The organism is Saccharopolyspora antibiotica, assembly GCF_047200635.1.
Classification (GTDB): Bacteria; Actinomycetota; Actinomycetes; order Mycobacteriales; family Pseudonocardiaceae; genus Saccharopolyspora_C.
Genome location: NZ_JBJZOI010000013.1, coordinates 142,837 through 162,610 on the forward strand (window position 1 = coordinate 142,837; position 19,774 = coordinate 162,610).

Annotated in this window: 19 protein-coding genes; 11 read left to right on the forward strand and 8 right to left on the reverse strand. The window is 72.8% G+C overall.

Features of this window, described 5'->3' with window-relative positions:
* Positions 1 to 30: 30 nt before the first annotated feature.
* From ACL03H_RS13120 to ACL03H_RS13130, 3 genes are read right to left on the reverse strand one after another with little or no spacing between them, the layout of a single operon-like run.
* Positions 31 to 1,422: a GntP family permease gene (locus ACL03H_RS13120; RefSeq protein ID WP_412811471.1), complete on the reverse strand. Its 1,392-nt coding sequence runs from the start codon at positions 1,420 to 1,422 to the stop codon at positions 31 to 33.
* Positions 1,423 to 1,441: 19 nt separating this feature from the next.
* The gene (locus tag ACL03H_RS13125) at positions 1,442 to 3,031 is read right to left on the reverse strand and encodes an N-acyl-D-amino-acid deacylase family protein (protein WP_412811472.1); all 1,590 of its coding nucleotides are present in this window, start codon (positions 3,029 to 3,031) and stop codon (positions 1,442 to 1,444) included.
* A 26-nt stretch (positions 3,032 to 3,057) separates the two neighbouring features.
* A complete protein-coding gene (locus tag ACL03H_RS13130; RefSeq protein WP_459561775.1) occupies positions 3,058 to 4,281 on the reverse strand; it encodes an amino acid deaminase in 1,224 nt (407 codons plus the stop codon).
* Between the two features lie 206 nt (positions 4,282 to 4,487).
* Here ACL03H_RS13130 and ACL03H_RS13135 point away from each other — a divergent pair, with 206 nt between their 5' ends.
* Positions 4,488 to 4,877 carry a RidA family protein gene (locus tag ACL03H_RS13135; RefSeq protein ID WP_412811474.1) on the forward strand — a complete coding sequence of 130 codons (390 nt, stop codon included), beginning with the start codon at positions 4,488 to 4,490 and terminating at the stop codon, positions 4,875 to 4,877.
* A gap of 179 nt (positions 4,878 to 5,056) precedes the next feature.
* On the forward strand, positions 5,057 to 5,587 hold the full coding sequence (locus ACL03H_RS13140) for a formaldehyde-activating enzyme (protein WP_412811475.1): 531 nt from the start codon (positions 5,057 to 5,059) through the stop codon (positions 5,585 to 5,587).
* A 16-nt stretch (positions 5,588 to 5,603) separates the two neighbouring features.
* On the opposite strand, the gene ACL03H_RS13145 is transcribed toward ACL03H_RS13140, so the two are convergent.
* On the reverse strand, positions 5,604 to 5,912 hold the full coding sequence (locus ACL03H_RS13145) for a DUF1844 domain-containing protein (protein WP_412811506.1): 309 nt from the start codon (positions 5,910 to 5,912) through the stop codon (positions 5,604 to 5,606).
* Between the two features lie 331 nt (positions 5,913 to 6,243).
* On the opposite strand from ACL03H_RS13145, the gene infC reads away from it, so the two are divergent.
* The 7 genes from infC (at position 6,244) to ACL03H_RS13180 (ending at position 14,107) form a co-directional block, all read left to right on the forward strand.
* The gene (infC, locus tag ACL03H_RS13150; RefSeq protein ID WP_412811507.1) at positions 6,244 to 6,855 is read left to right on the forward strand and encodes a translation initiation factor IF-3; all 612 of its coding nucleotides are present in this window, start codon (positions 6,244 to 6,246) and stop codon (positions 6,853 to 6,855) included.
* Between the two features lie 188 nt (positions 6,856 to 7,043).
* Positions 7,044 to 7,238 (forward strand): 50S ribosomal protein L35, encoded by a 195-nt coding sequence (gene rpmI / locus ACL03H_RS13155; RefSeq protein WP_266088899.1) that lies wholly within the window; start codon positions 7,044 to 7,046, stop codon positions 7,236 to 7,238.
* 104 nt (positions 7,239 to 7,342) lie between these two features.
* The gene (rplT, locus tag ACL03H_RS13160) at positions 7,343 to 7,711 is read left to right on the forward strand and encodes a 50S ribosomal protein L20 (RefSeq protein WP_412811476.1); all 369 of its coding nucleotides are present in this window, start codon (positions 7,343 to 7,345) and stop codon (positions 7,709 to 7,711) included.
* Entirely contained in the window at positions 7,711 to 8,547 is an 837-nt protein-coding gene (locus tag ACL03H_RS13165; protein ID WP_412811508.1) for a TrmH family RNA methyltransferase, read from the forward strand. Before rplT ends, ACL03H_RS13165 begins: the two co-directional genes overlap by 1 nt.
* 219 nt (positions 8,548 to 8,766) lie before the next feature.
* Positions 8,767 to 9,834 (forward strand): phenylalanine--tRNA ligase subunit alpha, encoded by a 1,068-nt coding sequence (gene pheS / locus ACL03H_RS13170; RefSeq protein ID WP_412811477.1) that lies wholly within the window; start codon positions 8,767 to 8,769, stop codon positions 9,832 to 9,834.
* Between the two features lie 36 nt (positions 9,835 to 9,870).
* Positions 9,871 to 12,363, forward strand: coding sequence for a phenylalanine--tRNA ligase subunit beta (gene pheT, locus ACL03H_RS13175; RefSeq protein WP_412811478.1), 2,493 nt, complete (start codon positions 9,871 to 9,873; stop codon positions 12,361 to 12,363).
* 271 nt (positions 12,364 to 12,634) lie between these two features.
* The gene (locus tag ACL03H_RS13180) at positions 12,635 to 14,107 is read left to right on the forward strand and encodes a protein kinase domain-containing protein (RefSeq protein ID WP_412811479.1); all 1,473 of its coding nucleotides are present in this window, start codon (positions 12,635 to 12,637) and stop codon (positions 14,105 to 14,107) included.
* 333 nt (positions 14,108 to 14,440) lie between these two features.
* Here the strand turns inward: ACL03H_RS13180 and ACL03H_RS13185 are convergent, their stop codons facing one another.
* The 3 genes from ACL03H_RS13185 to ACL03H_RS13195 all read right to left on the reverse strand — a co-directional run bounded on the left by ACL03H_RS13185 (position 14,441) and on the right by ACL03H_RS13195 (position 16,047).
* Positions 14,441 to 14,971, reverse strand: coding sequence for a DUF3558 family protein (locus ACL03H_RS13185; protein ID WP_412811480.1), 531 nt, complete (start codon positions 14,969 to 14,971; stop codon positions 14,441 to 14,443).
* A complete protein-coding gene (locus ACL03H_RS13190) occupies positions 14,968 to 15,378 on the reverse strand; it encodes a hypothetical protein (protein ID WP_412811481.1) in 411 nt (136 codons plus the stop codon). Before ACL03H_RS13190 ends, ACL03H_RS13185 begins: the two co-directional genes overlap by 4 nt.
* Positions 15,379 to 15,453: 75 nt before the next feature.
* On the reverse strand, positions 15,454 to 16,047 hold the full coding sequence (locus ACL03H_RS13195; protein WP_412811482.1) for an AAA family ATPase: 594 nt from the start codon (positions 16,045 to 16,047) through the stop codon (positions 15,454 to 15,456).
* Between the two features lie 166 nt (positions 16,048 to 16,213).
* Between ACL03H_RS13195 and ACL03H_RS13200 the strand changes: the two genes are divergently transcribed.
* Positions 16,214 to 17,680 (forward strand): PucR family transcriptional regulator, encoded by a 1,467-nt coding sequence (locus ACL03H_RS13200; protein ID WP_412811483.1) that lies wholly within the window; start codon positions 16,214 to 16,216, stop codon positions 17,678 to 17,680.
* Between the two features lie 106 nt (positions 17,681 to 17,786).
* On the forward strand, positions 17,787 to 19,031 hold the full coding sequence (locus ACL03H_RS13205) for an NAD(P)/FAD-dependent oxidoreductase (protein WP_412811484.1): 1,245 nt from the start codon (positions 17,787 to 17,789) through the stop codon (positions 19,029 to 19,031).
* 191 nt (positions 19,032 to 19,222) lie between these two features.
* On the opposite strand, the gene ACL03H_RS13210 is transcribed toward ACL03H_RS13205, so the two are convergent.
* Positions 19,223 to 19,765 carry an LppA family lipoprotein gene (locus tag ACL03H_RS13210; RefSeq protein ID WP_412811485.1) on the reverse strand — a complete coding sequence of 181 codons (543 nt, stop codon included), beginning with the start codon at positions 19,763 to 19,765 and terminating at the stop codon, positions 19,223 to 19,225.
* Positions 19,766 to 19,774: the final 9 nt, after the last annotated feature.

A 19,774-nucleotide genomic window follows, 5' to 3' on the forward strand; every position in this document is an offset into this window, starting at 1 on the left:
TGATTCCCGCGCTCCCCGGATCGGGGACGGCTACACGGCGAGGCTCAGCAGCGCCGCCATCGCGAAGCCGGTGACCGACAGGATCGTCTCCAGCACCGTCCAGGTCTTGAGCATGTCCTTGACGGAGATCCCGAAGTAGCGCGAGATGATCCAGAACCCGCCGTCGTTGACGTGCGAGGCGATGATCGAGCCGGCCGCGATGGCCACCGCGATCAGCGCCAGCCGGGGCTGCGAGTAGTCCGCGTCGGCCAGCAGCGGGGCCACGATGCCGCCGGTGGTCACGATCGCCACCGTCGCCGAGCCCTGGGCGATCCGGAGTCCGGAGCTGATCACGTAGGCGGAGACGATCAGCGGCAGCCCCGAGGCCTGCAGCGAGCCGGCCAGCGCCTCGCCCACCCCGGTCTCCGAGAGGACCTTGCCGAAGAACCCCCCGGCGCCGACCACCAGCAGGATCATGCCCAGCGGACGCAGCGCGGCCGCGGTGAGCGCGGCCAGGTCCGGCCCGGTCAGCCCGCGCCGGGTGCCCAGCAGCCAGAAGGCCACCAGCACCGCGATGGTCAGCGCCACGACGGGGTTGCCCAGCAGCGTCAGCACGTCCAGGGCGACTCCCGGCGGCAGCGTGATGCTCGCGAACGTGCCGCCGAGGATCAGCAGCATCGGCATCCCGATGACGAGCGCGACCACGCCGAGCGACGGTTCCCGGTCGGAATCCGCGCGGAGTTCGGCGGGCGGCGCCGTGTCCGGGACGTCCACGTGGATGCGCTTGCCGATCCAGGACGGGAACAGCACGCCCGCCACGACGAACGCGGGGATCCCGCAGGCCAGTCCCATCAGGATGATCCAGCCGAGGTCCACGCCCAGCAGCCCCGCGGCCACCACCGGCCCGGGGTGCGGCGGCAGGAACGCGTGCGTCATCGACAGCCCCGCCACCAGCGGCAGGCAGTACAGCAGGATGGAGCGCCCGCCCTGGCGCGCGGCGGTGTAGACGAGCGGTGCGAGCACGAAGATTCCGATGTCGAAGAACACCGGGATGCCGAACACCAGCCCGGACAACCCCATCGCCAGCGGTGCCCGGTTCTCCCCGAACGCGGCCAGCAGCCGGCGGGTCAGCAGCTGCGCCCCGCCGGAGGCCTCCAGGACCGAGCCGAGGACGGCGCCGAGCCCGACGATGGCGGCGATGTGCCCGAGGATGCTGCCGAAACCGCTCTCCAGCAGGGATTCGCTGCTCTTCTGCGCCGAACCGACCAGGTCGGTGACCGGCACGCCGGCGGCGAGGGCGATCAGCAAGCCGGTGATGATCAGCGCGATGAACGGTTCCACCCGGAACTTGATGATCATCAGCAGCAGGACCGCGATCCCGGCCGCGCACAGCACGAGCAGACCCGTCGTCTCGTGCTGCAACCAGTGCACTAAGCCATCCACAGTGGACTCCCTCGGGGTGTCAGGAGGCGCGGCGAACCGCACGGCCGGGCAGCGCGTCGGTGCGCCGCCCGGAGTCGAGGACGGGCACGCCGTTCACCAGCACGTGGTGCACGCCGGTCGCGGTGCGCCGGGGCTCGTCGAAGGTGGCGGTGTCGGCGATGGTGTCGGCGTCGAACAGCACCAGATCGGCCACCGCGCCCTCGCGGATCCGCCCCCGGTCGGGCAGCCGCAACCGGTCGGCGGCCCGCGAGGTCAGGTGCCGCACGCACTCCTCCAGCCCCAGCACGCCCAGCTCCCGCACGTAGTGCCCCAGGTAGCGCGGGAACGTCCCCCACGCGCGCGGGTGCGGGCGCGCGCCCACCAGGAGCCCGTCGCTGCCGCCCGTGTGCGCCGGGTGGCGCATGATCGCGCGCACGTTCTCCTCGTGCCCGACGTGCATCAGGCAGGACGTGCCGAGCCGCTCGGAGACCAGCACGTCGAAGAACACCTCGACCGGCTCCCGCCCGGAAGCCCGCGCCGCCTCGGCGATGCTGCGCCCGACCAGGTGGCCGTTGCGCTCCGCGTCGCGCACCCCGTTGATCTCGATGGTCGACCAGTCGACCGGCACCCCGTGGCAGCCGTCGGACCCCACCACCTCCAGCGCGTGCCGGATCCGCACCCGCTCCTCCGGGTCGCGCAACCGCGCCAGCGTCGCGCCCACCCCGCCCTCGGCCGCCCAGCTCGGCAGCAGCGCGTGCAGCGAGGTCGCCCCCGGCAGGTACGGGTAGCTGTCCAGCGTGATGTCCGCTCCCGCGGCCAGCGCCCGGTCCACCAGCGCCAGCAGCTCGTCCGCGCGGCCCCGGTTCACCTCGAAGTTCATCGTGGCGTGCGCCAGGTGCAGCGGGCAGCCCGACGCCCGGCTCACCTCGATCATCTCCGCGTAGGCCGTGAGCGCGCCCGCCCCGTAGCTGCGGTGGTGCGGGGCGTAGAAGCCGCCGTGCCCGGCCACCACCCGGCACAGCTCGACGAGCTCGGAGTCCGAGGCGTACATCCCGGGCGTGTAGGTCAGCCCCGAGGACATCCCGACCGCGCCCTCGGCCAGCGCTTCCGCCAGCACCCGACGCATCCGGTCCAGCTCGGCCGGTGCGGCGTCCCGGTCCTCGTGGCCCACGCACAACATCCGCAGCGTTCCCTGCGGCACCAGGTAAGCCGCGTTCACCGCGATCCCCGCGTCGAGCCGGTCCAGGTACTCCCCGACGCTCCGCCAGTTCCAGTCGAAGCCGGGCGGATCGTCGTTCCACCCCGTGAGCTGCGCCCGCACCGCGGTCAGCGTCGCGTCGTCCACCGGCGCGTAGGACAGTCCGTCCTGGCCCAGCACCTCCAGCGTCACGCCCTGCGAGACCTTCGCCAGGTGCTCCGGCTCGGCGAGGACCCGCAGGTCCGAGTGCGAGTGCATGTCGATGAACCCGGGCGCCAGCACCAGCCCGTCCGCGTCGAGCACCCGCCGCCCGTCGAGCGAGCCGGGCGCCGCGATCTCACCGATCCGCTCCCCGGTGACCGCCACGTCGGCGCGGAAGCGCCGCGCGCCCGTGCCGTCGACGACCGTCGCACCTCGGAACACCACGTCCATGCCGACCTCCGGTCCTCGCGGGCGGTTCAGAAGAAGGTGTGCACCAGGTCGAGCACCCGGTCCCCGTCGACCACCGGGATCAGCCGCCACTTGTCGAAGACCGTGCACGGGTGCGAGAGCCCGAAGCCGATCCAGTCGCCGACGCCCGGCTCCGCGTCGTCCAGCGCGAGGAAGGCGTGCTGATCGGCCAGCGAGGTCACCCGGCACGCCCCGGGCGCGAACTCCCGGACCGCGCCGCCCGGGGCGCGGAAGACCCTCGGTTCCGGCAGGTCCTGGTCGAAGGAGACGTCGCGGCGACCCATCGTCACCAGCGCCAGCCCGGGCTCCGGCCGCGAGGTGACCTGCGCCCAGATCCGCATCGCCGGCCGGAACGGGCCCTCGTCCCCGGCCAGCCGGTGTTCCCTGCCGAAGGGGGAGTTGCGGCGGTACAGGCCGTCGTCGTGGGTCAGGTACGCGCCGCTGCGCAGCACCGGCAGCACCCGGGACCGCGTCGGCCACGGCCCGGCGATCGCCTCGGCGACCTGGTCGAAGTAGGCGCTGCCGCCGCCCGAGACGATGATCTCCTCGCCGTCGAACAGCCCGGCGCCCTCGACGGCGGCGACGAGCTCCCGCATCCGGGCCAGGTACGCGTCGACGGTGGCCAGGGCCGCGTCCCCGGTGCCGTGCGCGGCCGCGCCCTCGTACCCGGCCACCCCCGCCAGCCGCAGGTTCGGGCTCGCCGCGATCTCGCGGGCGACCTCCAGCGCCTGCCCGACCGTGCGGGCGCCGGTGCGGGCGCCGTCCCAGCCGAGCTCCACCAGCACGTCCAGCGGGCGCGTCCCCGGGTAGTCGCGGGCCATCAGCCGCACGCCCGCCACCGAGTCCGCCCAGCAGCTCACCGACCACTCCGGGTCCCGGTCCAGCTCCGCGCCCAGCCAGCGCAACCCGTCCGGATCGAGCAGCTGGTTGGCCAGCAGCACCCGGGCCACCCCGAACGCGCGGTAGACGCGCAGCTGCGCGAGGTTCGCGGCCGTGATGCCCCACGCGCCGTGCTCCAGCTGCCGCTGGAACAGCTGCGGCGCCATGGTCGTCTTGCCGTGCGGGGCCAGCAGCACGCCGTGCCGCTCGCACCACCGCGCCATCGTGGTCAGGTTGTGCTCCAGCGCGGATTCCTCCAGCACCAGCACCGGCCCGGTGAACCCCGCCCCGGAGAGCGTGGGCCGGGCGCTCAGGAACTCCTCGACGGTCCGGCCGAGCGCCGCCGACGGCATCCCCTTGCACCGCCAGTCGATGACCTCCCGCGCCAGGGACGACACGGTCTGCGCGTTGATGCCGGGTGCGGTGCCGGGCAAGGGACCTCCAGTGCGACGGGCGCGATGTGATCGGGAGATGATAAGCCCTCGGGCGGCGCAGTGGTCCAGACGAATTCCCGGACCGCTCCGCCGCTGCGAAGACCGCCGAAGCACCAGGAGGAACGATGCCCAGGACGATCATCACGAGCCCGGACGCGCCGACCCCGCCGCCGCACATCCCGCTGTCCCCGGGCGTGCGCAAGGGCAACATCGTCCAGGTCTCCGGTCAGACCCCCGTCGACCCCGCCACCGGCGAGATCGTGGCGGGCGGCGTCCCGGAGCAGACCGAGCGCGCGTTGCGCAACGTGATCGCCGTGCTGGAGGCCGCCGGGGCGGGTCTGGAGGACGTCGTGATGCTCCGCGTCTACCTCACCGACGTCTCCCAGTTCGCCGAGATGAACGAGACCTACGCCCGCGTCGTCGGCGAGCCCCACCCGGCCCGCACCACGGTCTACGTCGGCCTGCCCGCAGGACTGCTGGTCGAGATCGACGCCCTCGCGGTGCTGGGCGACTGACTGCTCCGTTCCGGGGAGCAGCCGGGCCGAAGCCCGCGAGCGGTGCGCAGTCGCCGGTCGCGGGCGGGCGACCGCTCGTCGCGCCCGACCTTGACAACCCGTCGGCGGGGCTCGGAAGGTGTCGATCAGTCACCGGTCCGTCCGGCCCGGCCCGGAGCGGCTAGCCAAGGAGGGCGTGCATGACCACGTTCGGCGACCTGGACGGCCGGCTCGCGCAGAGCTGGGGCGGGCGCAAGCCCAACGCCTGTCGCGTGATCGTCGTGCTCGCGCGGCGCGGCGGCGCCACCGCGGCCGGGCTGTTCACGACCCTCGCCATCCCCACCGGGCGGATCGCGCCGGTGCTGGTGTCGGTGGGGGAGGACCACGACTCCTGCGCGGCGGTGCAACCGCCGACGCTGTTCGTGGGGCACGAGCTCGCCGCCGCGGGCCGGACCGCCGCGCTCGTCGTCGGCGCCGGTCAGCTCGGGGTCGCCCAGGGCGTGCTGGACTCGGTGGCCGACGGCCTGCTGGAGGCCGATCAGGAGACGCTGGTCTTCGTCTCGCTCTGGCTCGACCACGACGCCGAGGACGAGACCGCCGTCCGCTGCTGCGTGCGCGAGGCGGTCGGCGCCGCGATCGGGGAAGCCGTCACCGGGCAGACGAAGGAGCGGGTTCGCTCGATGGTGGAGGACCGCGACCGGCTCGCCCACCCGTACTACGGAGGTGACTGAGCGCCGGGCGGACGCGTCAGCGGACGGGGCCGGTGTACTTCTCGCCGGGGCCCTGGCCCGGTGCGTCCGGAACGGCGCTGGCCTCGCGGAAGGCGCGCTGCAGGCCCTGCAGCCCGTCCCGGATGGGCGCGGCGTGCAGGCCCAGGTATTCGACCGAGGCGGTGACCAGCCCGGCCAGCGCGGTGATCAGCCGCCGCGCCTCGTCCAGGTCCCGGCTCGGCGCGGTGTCCGGGTCCTCGTCGCCCAGCCCCAGCTTCTCGGCGGCCGAGGACATCAGCATCACCGCGGCGCGGCTGATCACCTCGACGCTGGGAACATCCACCAGCTCGCGGACGTTGTACCCGTCGTCCGCTTCGGCGGAGCTCGATCCCTGCTCGGCTGGTCCCTGCGCTGCGGTGTCCTGCTCTGGAGTGCTCTCGGAGGGCGGGGTCGGCTGCGGCTCGTTCACGGCTGGTACCCTGACACGAGCGACCAGCCCCCGCTTAGCCGGGGGCGGCAAAGTGGAGCCCCGCTCCCACCCGCGCAGCCGGTTCTCAGGCCGCCGGGTCCCGGTCACCCCGGCTTCGCGCCGGTGGCACGAGCGGTATTGCGGTACCGGTTCGATCGGTAGGAGTAGGGTCCCGCGCTTCCGGGAAGTACCGGAACACGCGGGACTTCTGCACGTCCAGGGGCGAGCTTCACGCGCCGAGGCTGGCAGCAAGACCGAAGCATCGAACCGAGGAGGCCCCATCAGCACGGAGACGCGCATCAACGACCGCATCCGCGTGCCCGAAGTCCGCTTGGTCGGACCGAACGGCGAACAGGTCGGCATCGTCCGCATCGAGGACGCGCTCCGCCTGGCGCAGGAAGCGGATCTGGACCTTGTCGAGGTCGCCCCGCAGGCGCGCCCGCCGGTCTGCAAGCTCATGGACTACGGCAAGTTCAAGTACGAGAGTGCGCAGAAGGCTCGCGAATCGCGCCGCAACCAGCAGCAGACCGTCATCAAGGAGCAGAAGCTCCGGCCGAAGATCGACCCGCACGACTACGAGACGAAGAAGGGCCACGTGTCCCGCTTCCTCGGCCAGGGTCACAAGGTCAAGGTGACGATCATGTTCCGCGGTCGTGAGCAGTCGCGTCCCGAGCTGGGCTTTCGTCTGTTGCAGCGGCTGGCCGACGACGTCGCCGAACTGGGGTTCATCGAGGCCAACCCGAAGCAGGACGGCCGAAACATGATCATGGTTCTGGCGCCGCACAAGACCAACAAGACCAAGCCGAAGGCGACCGCGTAAGCGCACCGGAGCGCATCGGGGTGCGTCCCGGCCGCCGAACCGGCGCGCGCACCGCGATGCGGTGGTCGCTGCCGGCACCGGCCGGTGCGAGATCGGCCGGTCCGACAGCCCGGTCTGTCAACGGGCCGAACAGGTCCACCGCGGATCTCCGCGAACCGCGGCGGGCCCCGTATGGAAGAGGACGAGAGATGCCGAAGAACAAGACCCACAGCGGGACCGCGAAGCGCTTCCGGGTCACCGGCAGCGGCAAGCTGCGCCGCGAGCAGGCCGGCCGTCGCCACATCCTGGAGAAGAAGTCCAGCCGGGTGACCCGCCGCCTGGAGGGGACCGAAGAGGTCGCCAAGAACGACGTCAAGCGCATCAAGAAGCTCCTGGGTCGCTGAGCTCCCGCGCCGCACGCCTCCGGGCGAGCGCGGTGCGGAGCTCCCCGGCGCCCCAGCCCCCAGGGCGGTCCCGCCGCCCCCGATGAGACCGACAGGACGGACCCGTGGCACGCGTCAAGCGGGCAGTGAACGCCCAGAAGAAGCGCCGCAGCATTCTTGAGCAGGCCAGCGGTTACCGCGGTCAGCGCTCCCGGCTGTACCGCAAGGCCAAGGAGCAGATGCTCCACTCCCAGACCTACGCCTACCGCGACCGGCGTGCCCGCAAGGGTGAGTTCCGGAAGCTGTGGATCACCCGCATCAACGCGGCGACCCGGCAGAACGGTCTGACCTACAACCGCTTCATGCAGGGCCTCAAGGCCGCTGACGTCGAGGTCGACCGCAAGGTCCTGGCGGACCTCGCCGTGCGCGACCCGCAGGCCTTCACCGCCCTGGTGGACGTGGCCAAGAAGCACCTGCCTGAAGGTGCGGCCTGATCACCGAGGGCACCAGCGAGCCCCAGCGACCCGGGACCGATCCTCTGACGGAGCGATCGTCCCGGGTCGTTGTCGCGCGCAAGCTGACCCGCCGCGCCGGGCGGGAGCGGGCCGGTGAGTTCCTGGCCGAGGGCGCGCAGGCGGTCGGCGAGGCCCTGGCCGCGCACGCCGCGGGCCGGGTCCGGGTGCGCTCGCTGTTCGCCACCGAGCAGCAGGCCGCGAAGCTGCCCGCGCTCGACGTTCCGGTGCACCTGGTGACCGAGCGGGCCGCGGCCTCCCTGTCGGAGACCGTCACCCCGCAGGGCCTGGTGGCCTGCTGCGCGCTGCCCGGCACCACGACGACCGAGGCGCTGGCCGCCCGGCCGCCGCTGGTGGCGGTGCTGCTGGGGATCTCCGACCCGGGCAACGCGGGCACCGTGGTGCGGGTCGCGGACGCGGCCGGAGCCGGGGCGGTGCTGTTCGCGGGGGACGCCGTGGACCCCTACAACGGCAAGGCGGTGCGCGCGTCCACCGGCAGCGTCTTCCACCTGCCCGTGGCCCGGGACCGGGACGCCGCCGCGGTGCTCGCCGCCTGCCGCGAGGCCGGGCTGCGCTTGATCGGCGCGGACGGTCACGCGGCCGCCGACCTGGATGATGCCGCGGACCGGGGCGAGCTGGCAGGCCCGACGGCCTGGGTGTTCGGGAGCGAGGCCCACGGGCTGCCCGACGAGGTGCTCGCCGAACTGGACGCGAGCTTGCGGGTGCCGATCCACGGGGCGGCCGAGAGCCTCAACCTCGCCACCGCCGCCGCCGTGTGCCTCTACACCTCCGCGCGCGCCCAGCGCCGCCGCGGATGAGCGCGGGCCGGGCGGAACACGCCGGGAACGCGGCTGCTCGAAAACCGCTCGACCGGGTCGCATAGACTCGAGTGGCTGCGGGGCGCATCCGCAGGTCACCGACCGGGTGGAGGCCCCATCGGACGCCGGTGGGAGCACCGGGCCGAGAAGGCGGGTCACGCCGTGCTCGTCGCGCCTGACGAGTGTCGCCTGACGAATGACGGGAGTCATGCAGTAACGATGTCTGGAGCCAACGACTCGTACGACCCCAAAGAGGTCGCCGCTCTCGCGCCGGAGACGCTCGACCGCGCCGTGGTCGAAGCCCGCAAGGGCTTCGAGGAGGCCGCGGACCTCGACGAGCTGGCCGCGGTGAAGCCCGCGCACCTGGGGGAGCGCTCGCCGCTGCTGACCGCCCGCCGCGAGATCGGCGCGCTGCCGCCGAAGGCGCGCTCCGAGGCGGGCAAGCGGGTGAACGAGGCAAGGCAGGCGATCCAGGGCGCGTTCGACGAGCGCCGGAGCGTGCTGCAGGCCGAGCGCGACGAGAAGGTGCTGCGCGAGGAGTCCGTGGACGTGACCCTGCCCTCGGGCCGGGTCCCCGCCGGTTCCCGGCACCCGATCACGCAGCTCACCGAGCAGGTCAGCGACGTGTTCGTGGCGATGGGCTGGGAGGTCGCGGACGGTCCGGAGCTGGAGGCGGAGTGGTTCAACTTCGACGCGCTGAACTTCGGCAAGGACCACCCGGCCCGCACCATGCAGGACACGTTCCACGTGGCCCCGGAGGACTCGGGGCTGGTGCTGCGCACGCACACCTCGCCGGTGCAGGTCCGCTCGCTGCTGAACCGCGAGCTGCCGGTGTACCTGGTGTGCCCGGGCCGGACGTTCCGCACCGATGAGCTCGACGCCACCCACACCCCGGTGTTCCACCAGATCGAGGGCCTGGCGGTGGACGAGGGCCTGACGATGGCGCACCTGAAGGGCACGCTGGACGCGTTCGCCCGCGCGATGTTCGGGCCCGAGTCGGAGACCCGGCTGCGCCCGAGCTTCTTCCCCTTCACCGAGCCGTCCGCCGAGATGGACGTGTGGTTCCCGCGGAAGAAGGGCGGCGCAGGCTGGGTCGAGTGGGGCGGCTGCGGCATGGTCGACCCGAACGTGCTGCGCGCCTGCGGCATCGACCCGGCGAAGCACACCGGGTTCGCGTTCGGCATGGGCCTGGAGCGCACCCTGCAGTTCCGCAACGGCATTCCGGACATGCGGGACATGACCGAGGGCGATGTGCGGTTCACCGAACCGTTCGGCATCGATTCGTGATCCCCCTCCCGCTGCGAGAGAGAAGGACCTGAGCAAGTGCGGATTCCGGTTTCCTGGCTGGCCGAGCACCTGGAGCTGCCCGCGGACACCACCGCCGACACGCTGGCGGAGGCCTTCGTCCGGATCGGGCTGGAGGTCGAGGAGGTCGCCCACCTGTCCCAGGTGAGCGGGCCCCTGGTGGTGGGCCGCGTGGCCGAGATCGAAGAGCTGACCGGGTTCAAGAAGCCCATCCGGTTCTGCCAGGTCGAGGTCGGCGACACCGAGGACGGCGAGCGGCGCACGCAGGGCATCGTCTGCGGGGCCGCGAACTTCGCCGAGGGCAACCTGGTCGTCGTGGCGCTGCCCGGCACGGTGCTGCCCGGCGGGTTCGAGATCGCCTCCCGCAAGACCTACGGTCGCGTCAGCGACGGCATGATCTGCTCGGCCAAGGAGCTGGGCATCGGCGAGGACCACGACGGCATCCTGGTGCTGCCGGCGGGCGTCGCCGACCCGGGTGCGGACGCGACCGAGCTGGTCGGCCTCGACGACGCGGTGATCGAGCTGTCGATCACGCCGGACCGGGGCTACTGCTTCTCGGTGCGCGGCCTGGCCCGCGAGCTGTCCAACGCCTTGGAGGTGCCCTTCGGCGACCCGGCCGCGATGCCGGTGCCGGAGGACGAGCGGGAGTCGCGCGCGGTGCGGGTCGAGGACCCCGACGCCTGCTCCCGGTTCGTGTTCCGCCGGGTGACCGGGGTGGACCCGACGGCCCCGACGCCGTGGTGGATGCGGCGCAGGCTGGCGCTGGCGGGCATCCGCTCGATCTCGCTGTCGGTGGACGTCACCAACTACGTGATGCTGGAGCTGGGCCAGCCGCTGCACGCCTGGGACGCCTCGAAGCTCACCGGTGACGTGGTGGTCCGCCGCGCCGCCGAGGGCGAGCAGCTCACCACGCTCGACGGCGTGCGGCGCGAGCTGGACCCGGACGACGTCGTGATCTGCGACGAGTCGGGCCCGGTGAGCCTGGCGGGCGTCATGGGCGGGGCCAGCACCGAGATCGGCCCCGAGACCCACGACGTGCTGCTGGAGGCGGCGAACTGGGACCCGGCGAGCATCGCCCGCACCATCCGCAGGCACAAGCTCCCGAGCGAGGCGGGCAAGCGCTTCGAGCGGACCGTGGATCCGGCGGTCGCGCCGGTGGCCACCGAGCTCGCCGCGCAGCTGCTGGTCCGCTACGGCGAGGGCCGCATCGCGCAGGGCCGCACCGACGTCGGCACGCCGCTGGCCCCCGCGCCGGTGACGATGCCGCTGGCGCTGCCCGACAAGATCGCGGGCGTGCTCTACGAGCGGGGGGTCACCGCGCGCAGGCTGAGCCAGATCGGCTGCCGCATCGAGGTCGGCACCTCCGACGAGGGCATCGGCCTGGTCACCGCGCACCCGCCGACCTGGCGCCCGGACCTGAAGCAACCCGCGGACCTGGTGGAGGAGGTGCTGCGCCTGGAGGGCTACCACACGATCCCCTCGGTGCTGCCCGCCGCGCCTCCCGGCCGGGGCCTCACGCCCGCGCAGCGCCGCCGCCGCGCCGTGTCCCGCGCGCTCGCGGCCGACGGCCACGTCGAGGTGCTGCCGTTCCCGTTCACCAGCGACGAGGAGCTGAGCAGGCTCGGCATCGCCGAGAACGATCCGCGCCGCCGCGCGCTGTCCCTGCTCAACGCGCTGGAGTCCGACCGCTCCGAGCTGGCGACGACGCTGCTGCCGGGGCTGCTGGACGCCTTGCAGCGCAACGTCTCCCGCGGTCAGCGCGACCTCGCGCTGTTCCACATCGGACAGGTCGTGCTGCCCGCCGAGCAGCCGCCCGCACTTCCCGAGGTCGGCGTCGAGCAGCGCCCGTCCGCCGAGGACCTCGCCGCGCTGGAGGCCGCGCTGCCCGCGCAGCCGACGCACGCGGCCGTGGTGCTGGCGGGCAAGCGGGAGCGCCAGGGCTGGTGGGGTCAGGGCCGCGAGGCGGGCTGGGCCGACGCGGTCGAGGCGGCCCGCACGGTGGCCCGCGCCGCCGGGGTGGAGCTGACCGTCACCGCCGGAAACCTGGCGCCCTGGCACCCGGGCCGCTGCGCGGAGCTCAGGGTCGGCGACACCGTCGTCGGCCACGCGGGCGAGCTGCACCCGAAGGTCGTCGAGGAGTTCGGCCTGCCGAAGCGCGCCTGCGCGATGGAGATCGACCTCGACGCCCTGCCGCTGACCGAGAACCGGCCGGCGCCGTCGCTCTCGGCGTACCCGCCGGTGCTGCTGGACGTCGCGCTGGTGGTCGATCGCGCGGTGCCCGCGGCGGAGCTGGTCGAGGTGATCCGGACCGGCGGCGGCGAGCTGCTGGAGGACGTGCGGCTGTTCGACGTCTACTCCGGCGAGCAGCTCGCGGAGGGCAAGAAGTCCCTCGCCCTGGCGCTGCGCTTCCGCGCCGCCGACCGGACGCTAAAGCAGGAGGAGGCCACCGAGGCCCGCGACGCGGCCCTGCAGGCCGCCGAATCCCGCTTCGGAGCCACCCTGCGCGCCTGACGCGCGATACCCGGACCGGGGTGTTCTCCCGCATCGAGGAGAACACCCCGGTCTTTTCGCGTGCGCTTCCGCCGCCGCGCGAATTTCCGGTCATCCCGGCCTTTCGCGACTCATCACGCGGTAGTGACTCACCCGAATGCCACTCATTTCCGGGCCGTGCGGAGCAATCCTCCGGACGAATTCGGATTCCCCACCCCCTGTGCTCGAACAGCGCGCGAGACCTGGCAGAGTCGATCGTGAATCGCAGCGGGACGTGTGGAGGAGTCGTGTCATGAGTGCGCAGGATCGACTGGTCGCCGGTCGCTACCGGGTGGAGTCGAGGCTGGGCAGTGGCGCGATGGGCGTGGTGTGGAAGGCCTCCGACGAGCGCCTGAGCAGGACCGTCGCCGTGAAGGAACTGCACCTGCGGCAATCGCTCAACGACGCCGACGTGCAAACGGCGAAGCGACGCGCGATTCGCGAAGGCCGGATCACGGCGCGGTTGATGCACCGGCACGCGATCGCGGTCTACGACGTGGTCGAAGAGGACGGCCGCCCCTGCCTCATCATGGAATTCCTGGATTCGCGGAGCCTCGAGGTGGTGCTCGCCGAGAGCGGGACGCTGCCGGTCGCCGAGGTCGCCCGGCTCGGCGCGGACATCGCGGCAGCGCTCGCCGCCGCGCACGACGCGGGCATCGTGCACCGGGACGTGAAGCCGGGCAACATCCTCGTGGCGGAGGACGTCACCAAGATCACGGACTTCGGCATCTCGCGGGCGCTGGGCGATGCGAGCACCACCGGGGTGCTGGCGGGCACCCCCGCCTACCTCGCGCCGGAGGTGGCCCAGGGCGGCAAGGCCGACTTCCACACCGACGTCTACTCGCTCGGCTCGACGCTCTACGCCGCGCTGGAGGGCCGTCCGCCGTTCGGGCTGGGGGACAACTCGATCGCCCTGCTGCACCGGGTCGCGGCCGGGGAGTTCGACGCCCCCGAGAACGCCGGGGAGCTCACCCCGGTGCTGCTGCGGATGCTGGCGGCGGAACCGGCGCAGCGGCCCACGATGCACCAGGCGCAGCGCGCGCTGGCCGCCGCGGCGGACGGGGAGGAACTGCCCGCCGAGTTCACCGCCATCCCGGTCCCGGCGCCCACCCGTACCACCCCCGCGGTCCCGGCCGCGCCGGAGCCGACCCCGGAGCCCACCCGGGAACCGGCGGAGCGCCGCCGCTACGGCCTCGTCGCGGTCGGCGCGGTGCTGGTCCTCGGTGCCGGGGTGACCGCGGCGCTGCTGACCGGCAACCTCACCGGCGAGCACTCCGCGGCCCCGCCCACCTCCGCCGCGCCTGCCCCGAGCCCGCAACCGGTCCCGGCACCGGAGGAGACACCGACGCGGCCGGAGAGCTCCAGTGCGCCGGAGACCCCGGAACAGCCGGAGACCCCCGCGCGACCGAGCAGCCCGGACGCGGTGGTCGCCGCGTACTACGCGGGAATGCCGGGCGACCTGGAAGGCGCCTGGCAGCAGCTCACGCCGGACTACCAGACCAACCACGCGGGCGGTTTCGAGGCGTTCCGGGACTTCTGGGAGCCGGTGACCAGCGTGCAGGCCTCGGGGGTGAGCACCGAGGGCCCGAGCACGGCGCTGGCCACGATCACCTACCAGTTCGACGACGGCCGCACGGTCGAGGAGAAGACCCGCTACACCCTGGTGCGCGACGGTGCGGACTGGAAGATCGCCGCGACCACGGTGCTCAGCAGCCGCACCCGCTGAGCCGCCCGGCCCTCGGGCGCGCCGGAGAGCTCGTTCGGCACCGGGCCTGTCGCCGGTCCGGCACCGGCGCCGCGCGCGCCGTGGAGGTCCGGTGGCGCGGCGACGGCTTCGCCCCCGGCGAGCGGGCGTCGTTCTCCCCGGCGGATCGGGCACGTCGGTGCCGGGACCGCGCGAGGCGATCATCCGCTGCTCGCCGTCTCGGGCCTTCGCCGGAAGACGACGGGACAACTGGGGACGTGCCGCGCCGCTGGGGTTCCGCTCCGGGGCGGTGCGCGAGGCACCGCGGATCACCAACCCCCAGCGCGCCCACCGGGGTTCCGCGGAGGTGGGGGCTCAGCGCGGCAGCCGGGGCTCGATCTGCCGAGCGACCTTCTCCGCGAGACCGCAGTCGTCGTAGGTCGCTTCGGGCATGATCTTGGTGATCGAGACGATCGCGACTCCGCCGCCCGCGTCGAGCAGGATGTTGCAGAGCCCGTGCCCGGTGGCGCCTGGGCTGATGCCGGTGGCGGCGGCGCGGCCGTTGATGTCGAACTTCTGGTAGCTGTCCCAGTTCCCGCCGGTCTCGTAGCTGGCGACCGTCTCGTCCTGGTTCTTGTACAGCGTCAGCAGGTTGTCCGGTCCTTCGAACGTGCAGCCGGGCTCGAACGAGACTTGCTCGACAGGCTCCCCAGGTCCGCTGGCCTCGACGACGTTGAGATCGGCGGGCGTGAAGAAGCTGCACGTGTCGAAGTTCGCTAGCCCTGAGGGCTTGGGCTCGGACGTGGGCTCGGGTTCGGTCGTCGCGTCACCGAGCGCGCAGCCGGACACAGCCAGAAGTCCCGCGCAGCAGACTGCCGCGATCGTGGAGCGGGAACGTTGGATCACTGGATACCTCGCTGCAAGTCTTGGGCGATCTGATCGTCGGTGGCACGGTAGTCCTTGGCCGCATCGCGAAAGGCTTGTGCCTGTTCGAGCAGGATCTTCTGCATCTCACGAACCATGGCAATAGCGCCGGCCTGAGGATGGGTCGCCTTGTCGATGAATCGCTGCGCCAGCTGCTCGCCGTCCGGGTAGTCGCCCAGCCCCTCCAAGCGGTTGAGCTGGTTAGCGCGCATCAATATCACGCTCAGTTCCCGGATCTCACCCTCCACGCGCTGCGCCGCCCGCTCGGCGACTTCCGGGTCCAGCGCCAGCATCCCCGCCGACACCTGCTGGTTGATCTCCTGCGTCTGCGATCGGACTGCTCGCAGTCCTTCCGCGGCCGCCGCGAAACCGCCGTCCGCGCCCGCCATTCCCACCCCCTTCGCTGATCACGATCGTTCGTGATCGAGTGTATCGAGGCGGAGCGGGCGGCGGACCTGTTCCGGTCAGAGTCCCGCTTCCTCCGGGGCCCGGCGGAGAATCTCCTCGACGGTGTCCTCCGCGGTCTGGCCCGAGGTGTCGAGCCAGAGCCCGATGCGCGGGGTCCGCTCGCGCAGCACCGCGTCCAGGGCGCGCACGGTCCACTCGTCGTAGGAGTCCTTGTCCCGGGCCGCTTCGCGGTCGGCGACGGTGTCGGCGCCCGGCGCGAGCACGACGACGTAGAGCGGCCGGGTGCGGATCTCGTGCGCGAGGTCGCTGAGGTGCTCGCCGAGCACGACGTCCTGGGCGATCACGGTGAACCCGGCCGCGGTGTACTGCTCGCAGGTCTGCGCGGTGAGCCGGTGGCGCAGCCGCAGCTGTCCGGTGGCCGCCTCGGTCGGTTCCGGGGTCATGTCCGCCCGGCCGTTGACGATCATGCGACGGAACAGGTCGCCGCGCAGGTGCACCGAGTTCGGCAGCCGTTCCGCGAGCAGCTGCGCCACGGTGGACTTGCCCGCGGCCTGGATCCCGGTGATGAGCACGACCCCGGAGGCGAATCCCTCCGGCGCCATCCCGGGTGCGCTCGCCGGGGCGGTGCGCGGTGGCGAAGCAGACCCCATGGAGCAGCACCCCTTCCGAGGAGATCGAGCGCGGTGGACGACCAGCCTAACGCTTCCGGTGTCCGCTTCGTTCGGCCTTTTCGGTGCTGGTCGTCACCGCGCGGCCCCCAGCGTGAGAGCCTGCCGGGATGCGACGCCTCCGCTTTCGCGCTCCCGGAACCCGCTGATGATGCGGCTGGACCGGTTGATCAACGTGCTCGGCGGCTACGGCGCCCGGTTGTGCGCCGCGCCGCGCGGGCGCGAGGTCGCGCTGCGGGGAGTCGCGCTGCACGACCCGGCGGGCGTGGACGAGGTGCTGCTGGCCGTGGGCGTCGACGACGTCGCCGCGCTCGTCGCCGACACCCTCGCGGCCGTGGTGCTGCTGCGGGAGGTCGACGAGGCGACGCTCGCGGTGGCCCGGGAGCGCGGCGTCGCCGTGGTGCGGATCGACCCGGGCGTCTCCTGGGGTCAGCTCGCCGCCGTGGTCTACGGGCTGGTGCTGGAGGGGCGCGAGACGGAGGCGGGACGCGGGCCCACGGACCTGTTCGCGCTCGCCGACGCGCTGGCCGCTTCCGTCGGCGGGCCGGTGACGATCGAGGACCAGCACGCCGGGGTCCTCGCCTACTCCAGCAGGCAGGAGGCGGCCGACCGCGCCCGGCTCGCGACCATCCTGGGCAGGCGGGTGCCGCCGGAGATCCGCGCCGAGCTCACCACCCGCGGCGTCTACGCGCACCTCGCCTCCTCCGACGAGCCGATCTTCGCCGAGCCGATGCCGGAGTTCCACGGCCGAGCCGTGATCGCGATCCGCGCGGGCCGCGAGCTGCTCGGCTCGATCTGGGTGGAGGTGCCCGAGCCGCTGGACAGCGAGAGCTCCGCCGCCCTGCGTGCGGGCGCGCGCACCGCCTCGCTCCACCTGCTGCGGGCTCGGGCCAGCGCCGACCTGGAGCGGCAGGTCGAATCGGATCTGGTGATCGGCCTGCTGGAGGGCCAGGCCGACGCGCCGGCCGTGCTGAGCAGGCTGGGCCTGCGCGGGGAGGTGTTCCGGGTGATCGCGGTGCAGGCCGAGCAGGCGCAGGACGCGGCGGTGCTGCTCGCCTTCGAGCGCGCCACCGCCGGTTTCGGCTGGGCCCGGCCCGGCCGCAGCGCGTTGTTCGCGAACACCGTCTACACCGTGCTGCCCGAGTCCGAGCCGCCGGAGCGCTGGTTCCGGGCGTTGCGGCGCAACGTCCCCGGCGACGTCCGGCTCCGCGCCGGTACGGGCGGGGAGGCCTCCTCGTCGGAGCTCCCGCTGAGCAGGCAGGAGGCCGACGAGAGCCTGGCCGTCGGGGAAGGGCGCGCGCTCGTCGATTACGAGCAGGTCTGGCACGAGATCCTGCTCCGCCGGTTGCGCGGCGCCGCCGCCAGCGGCCGCATCCCCTCCCGCGGGCCGGTGTGGGAGCTGCGCCGCCACGACGCCGAGCACGGCACCCGCTACACCACGACGCTGCGGGAGTGGCTGCGCTGCCAGGGGGATCCCGGAGCCGCCGCGCACCGGCTCGGGGTGCACGCCAACACCGTGCGGTACCGGATGCGCAAGATGGCCGAGGTGACCCGGCTCGACCTGGATGATCCGGACGAACGACTCGCGCTGATCGTCGCGCTGCTCATCGACTAGTCCCGCGTCGCCAATCTCAGGCTGCCGGATTGTGCGGATCCGACAAGCTCCCGGGGCGCGCTCCCGGTCACACTCGGAACGCAGCCGAGCTTGGAGGAGGGCGGACATGACGGGCATCGACCAGACGCCGCGGCACGTGGTGGTCGCTGGCGCGGGTGTCGTCGGGTTGTCGACGGCGTGGTTCTTGCAGGAGCACGGCGTGCGGGTCACGGTCGTCGACCGCGAGGACGTCGCCGCCGGGTCGTCCTGGGGCAACGCGGGTTACCTCGCCCCGGCGTTCTCCATCCCGCTGCCCGAACCGAGCGTGCTGCGCTACGGCCTGCGCTCGCTGCTGGACCCGAACGCGCCGCTGTACGTGCCGTACCGGTTCGACCCGGCGCTGTGGGCGTTCCTGACCCGGTTCGCCGCGCACTGCACGATGCGTTCCTGGCGTCGCGCGATGCAGCCGTTCGTGCCGATGAACAACGACTGCCTGGACGCCTTCGACGCGCTCGCGGCCGGCGGTGTCGAGGCCCCCACGCACCCGGCCCCGATCACCGCCGCGTTCGAGAAGGCCGAGCAGGTCGCCGACCTGCGCCGCGAGTTCGACCTGATCCGCGAGTCCGGCCAGGACGTGCGGGTCGAGGAGTCCTCGGTCGACCGGGCCGGGGTGCCGCAGCTGTCCTCGCACATCGAGGCGGTGTTGCGGATCGAGGGGCAGCGCTACGTGGACCCCGGCGAGTTCGTGCGCTCCCTCGCCGAGTCCGTGCGCGGGCGGGGCGGCGAGATCCGCACCGGCTTCGCCGTCGAGGAGGTCCGCCGCGAACGCTCCGGCGTGGTGCTGCGGTCCGGCTCCGACGCGGTGACCGCGGACTCGGTGGTGCTGGCCACCGGCGCCTGGCTGAGTTCGCTGGCCAAGCCGCTCGGCGTCCGCACCGCGGTGCGCGCCGGGCGCGGCTACTCGTTCACCGTGCCCACCGAGGAGCCGGTGCCGGGCCCGATCTACCTTCCCGCCGTGCGGGTCGCCTGCACGCCGTACCAGGGCGGCCTGCGCGTCGCGGGGACGATGGAGTTCCGCTCGCCCGACGCGAAGCTCCACCCGAGGCGCATCGAGGCGATCGAGCGCTCCGCCAAGCCGTTGCTGCGCGGTGTGTCCTGGGACGACCGCGAGGACGACTGGGTGGGCGGGCGTCCCGTCACCCCCGACGGCCTGCCGCTGATCGGTGCCACCGCCATGCCCGACGTGTTCGTCGCGGGTGGGCACGGCATGTGGGGCCTCACCCTGGGACCGCTGACCGGGCAGCTGCTGTCCGAGCAGATCGTCACCGGCAAGCAGCCTGAGCAGCTGCGTCCGTTCAACCCGCTCCGCTGACCGCCTGACCAGAGCAGGGGCCGCCGCCACCGAGGCAGCGGCCCCTGTTCGCCTTTCCGGGCGTCGTACCCGCGATTTCGTGAGAAATCGCTGTCCTGTCCCCGCTCGCGGGCGTGGGGGAACGCGATTTCGCGAGAAATCTCGGGAGTTGTCCACAGGCCGGGCCGCCGGTGACGGGGGATGAGACGGTGTCAGCCCTGGTGGGCGATCTTGTCCTTCTCGGCCTGGGGGAGATGGCAGCCGGTGCTGCCGGAGATGACGGTGCGCTTGGCGGTGCCGAAGCGGTATCCGGCGCCGTAGCGGTCGCTGCCGACGACCTGGTGGTCGGAGGGGCGGCTGACGACTGTCTCCGGTGGCGTGAAGCCGTAGTCGGCACCGATCCGAGCGACGATCTGCTCCGCGCGGGGCCATTCGGGGTCGGGGATGTTGCCCTCGGCTCGCCAGACGCCGAGGGTGTGGCTCTCCCCGGTGTAGGTGAAGTCCTCGAAGTCCGAGCAGCCAGCCCGGTTGAGCTCCCGGCTCTGCTCCCACCGGATCCAGGGGAACGCGGCGGCGAGCTCGTCGCGGATGCGTTCGTGCATCTCCAGGTAGCGGGCGCTGGCCTCCTCGATGCTGGGCCTGCTCATGAGTTCGGCGCGCTGTTCTTCCATGCTTCCTCCAAACTCCGGCCCCAGTTCGCCGCCGCATCCGGTGAGGCTCAGCGCGAGCACCGCCAGGACTGCGAAGCGCTTCATGGTCCGTCC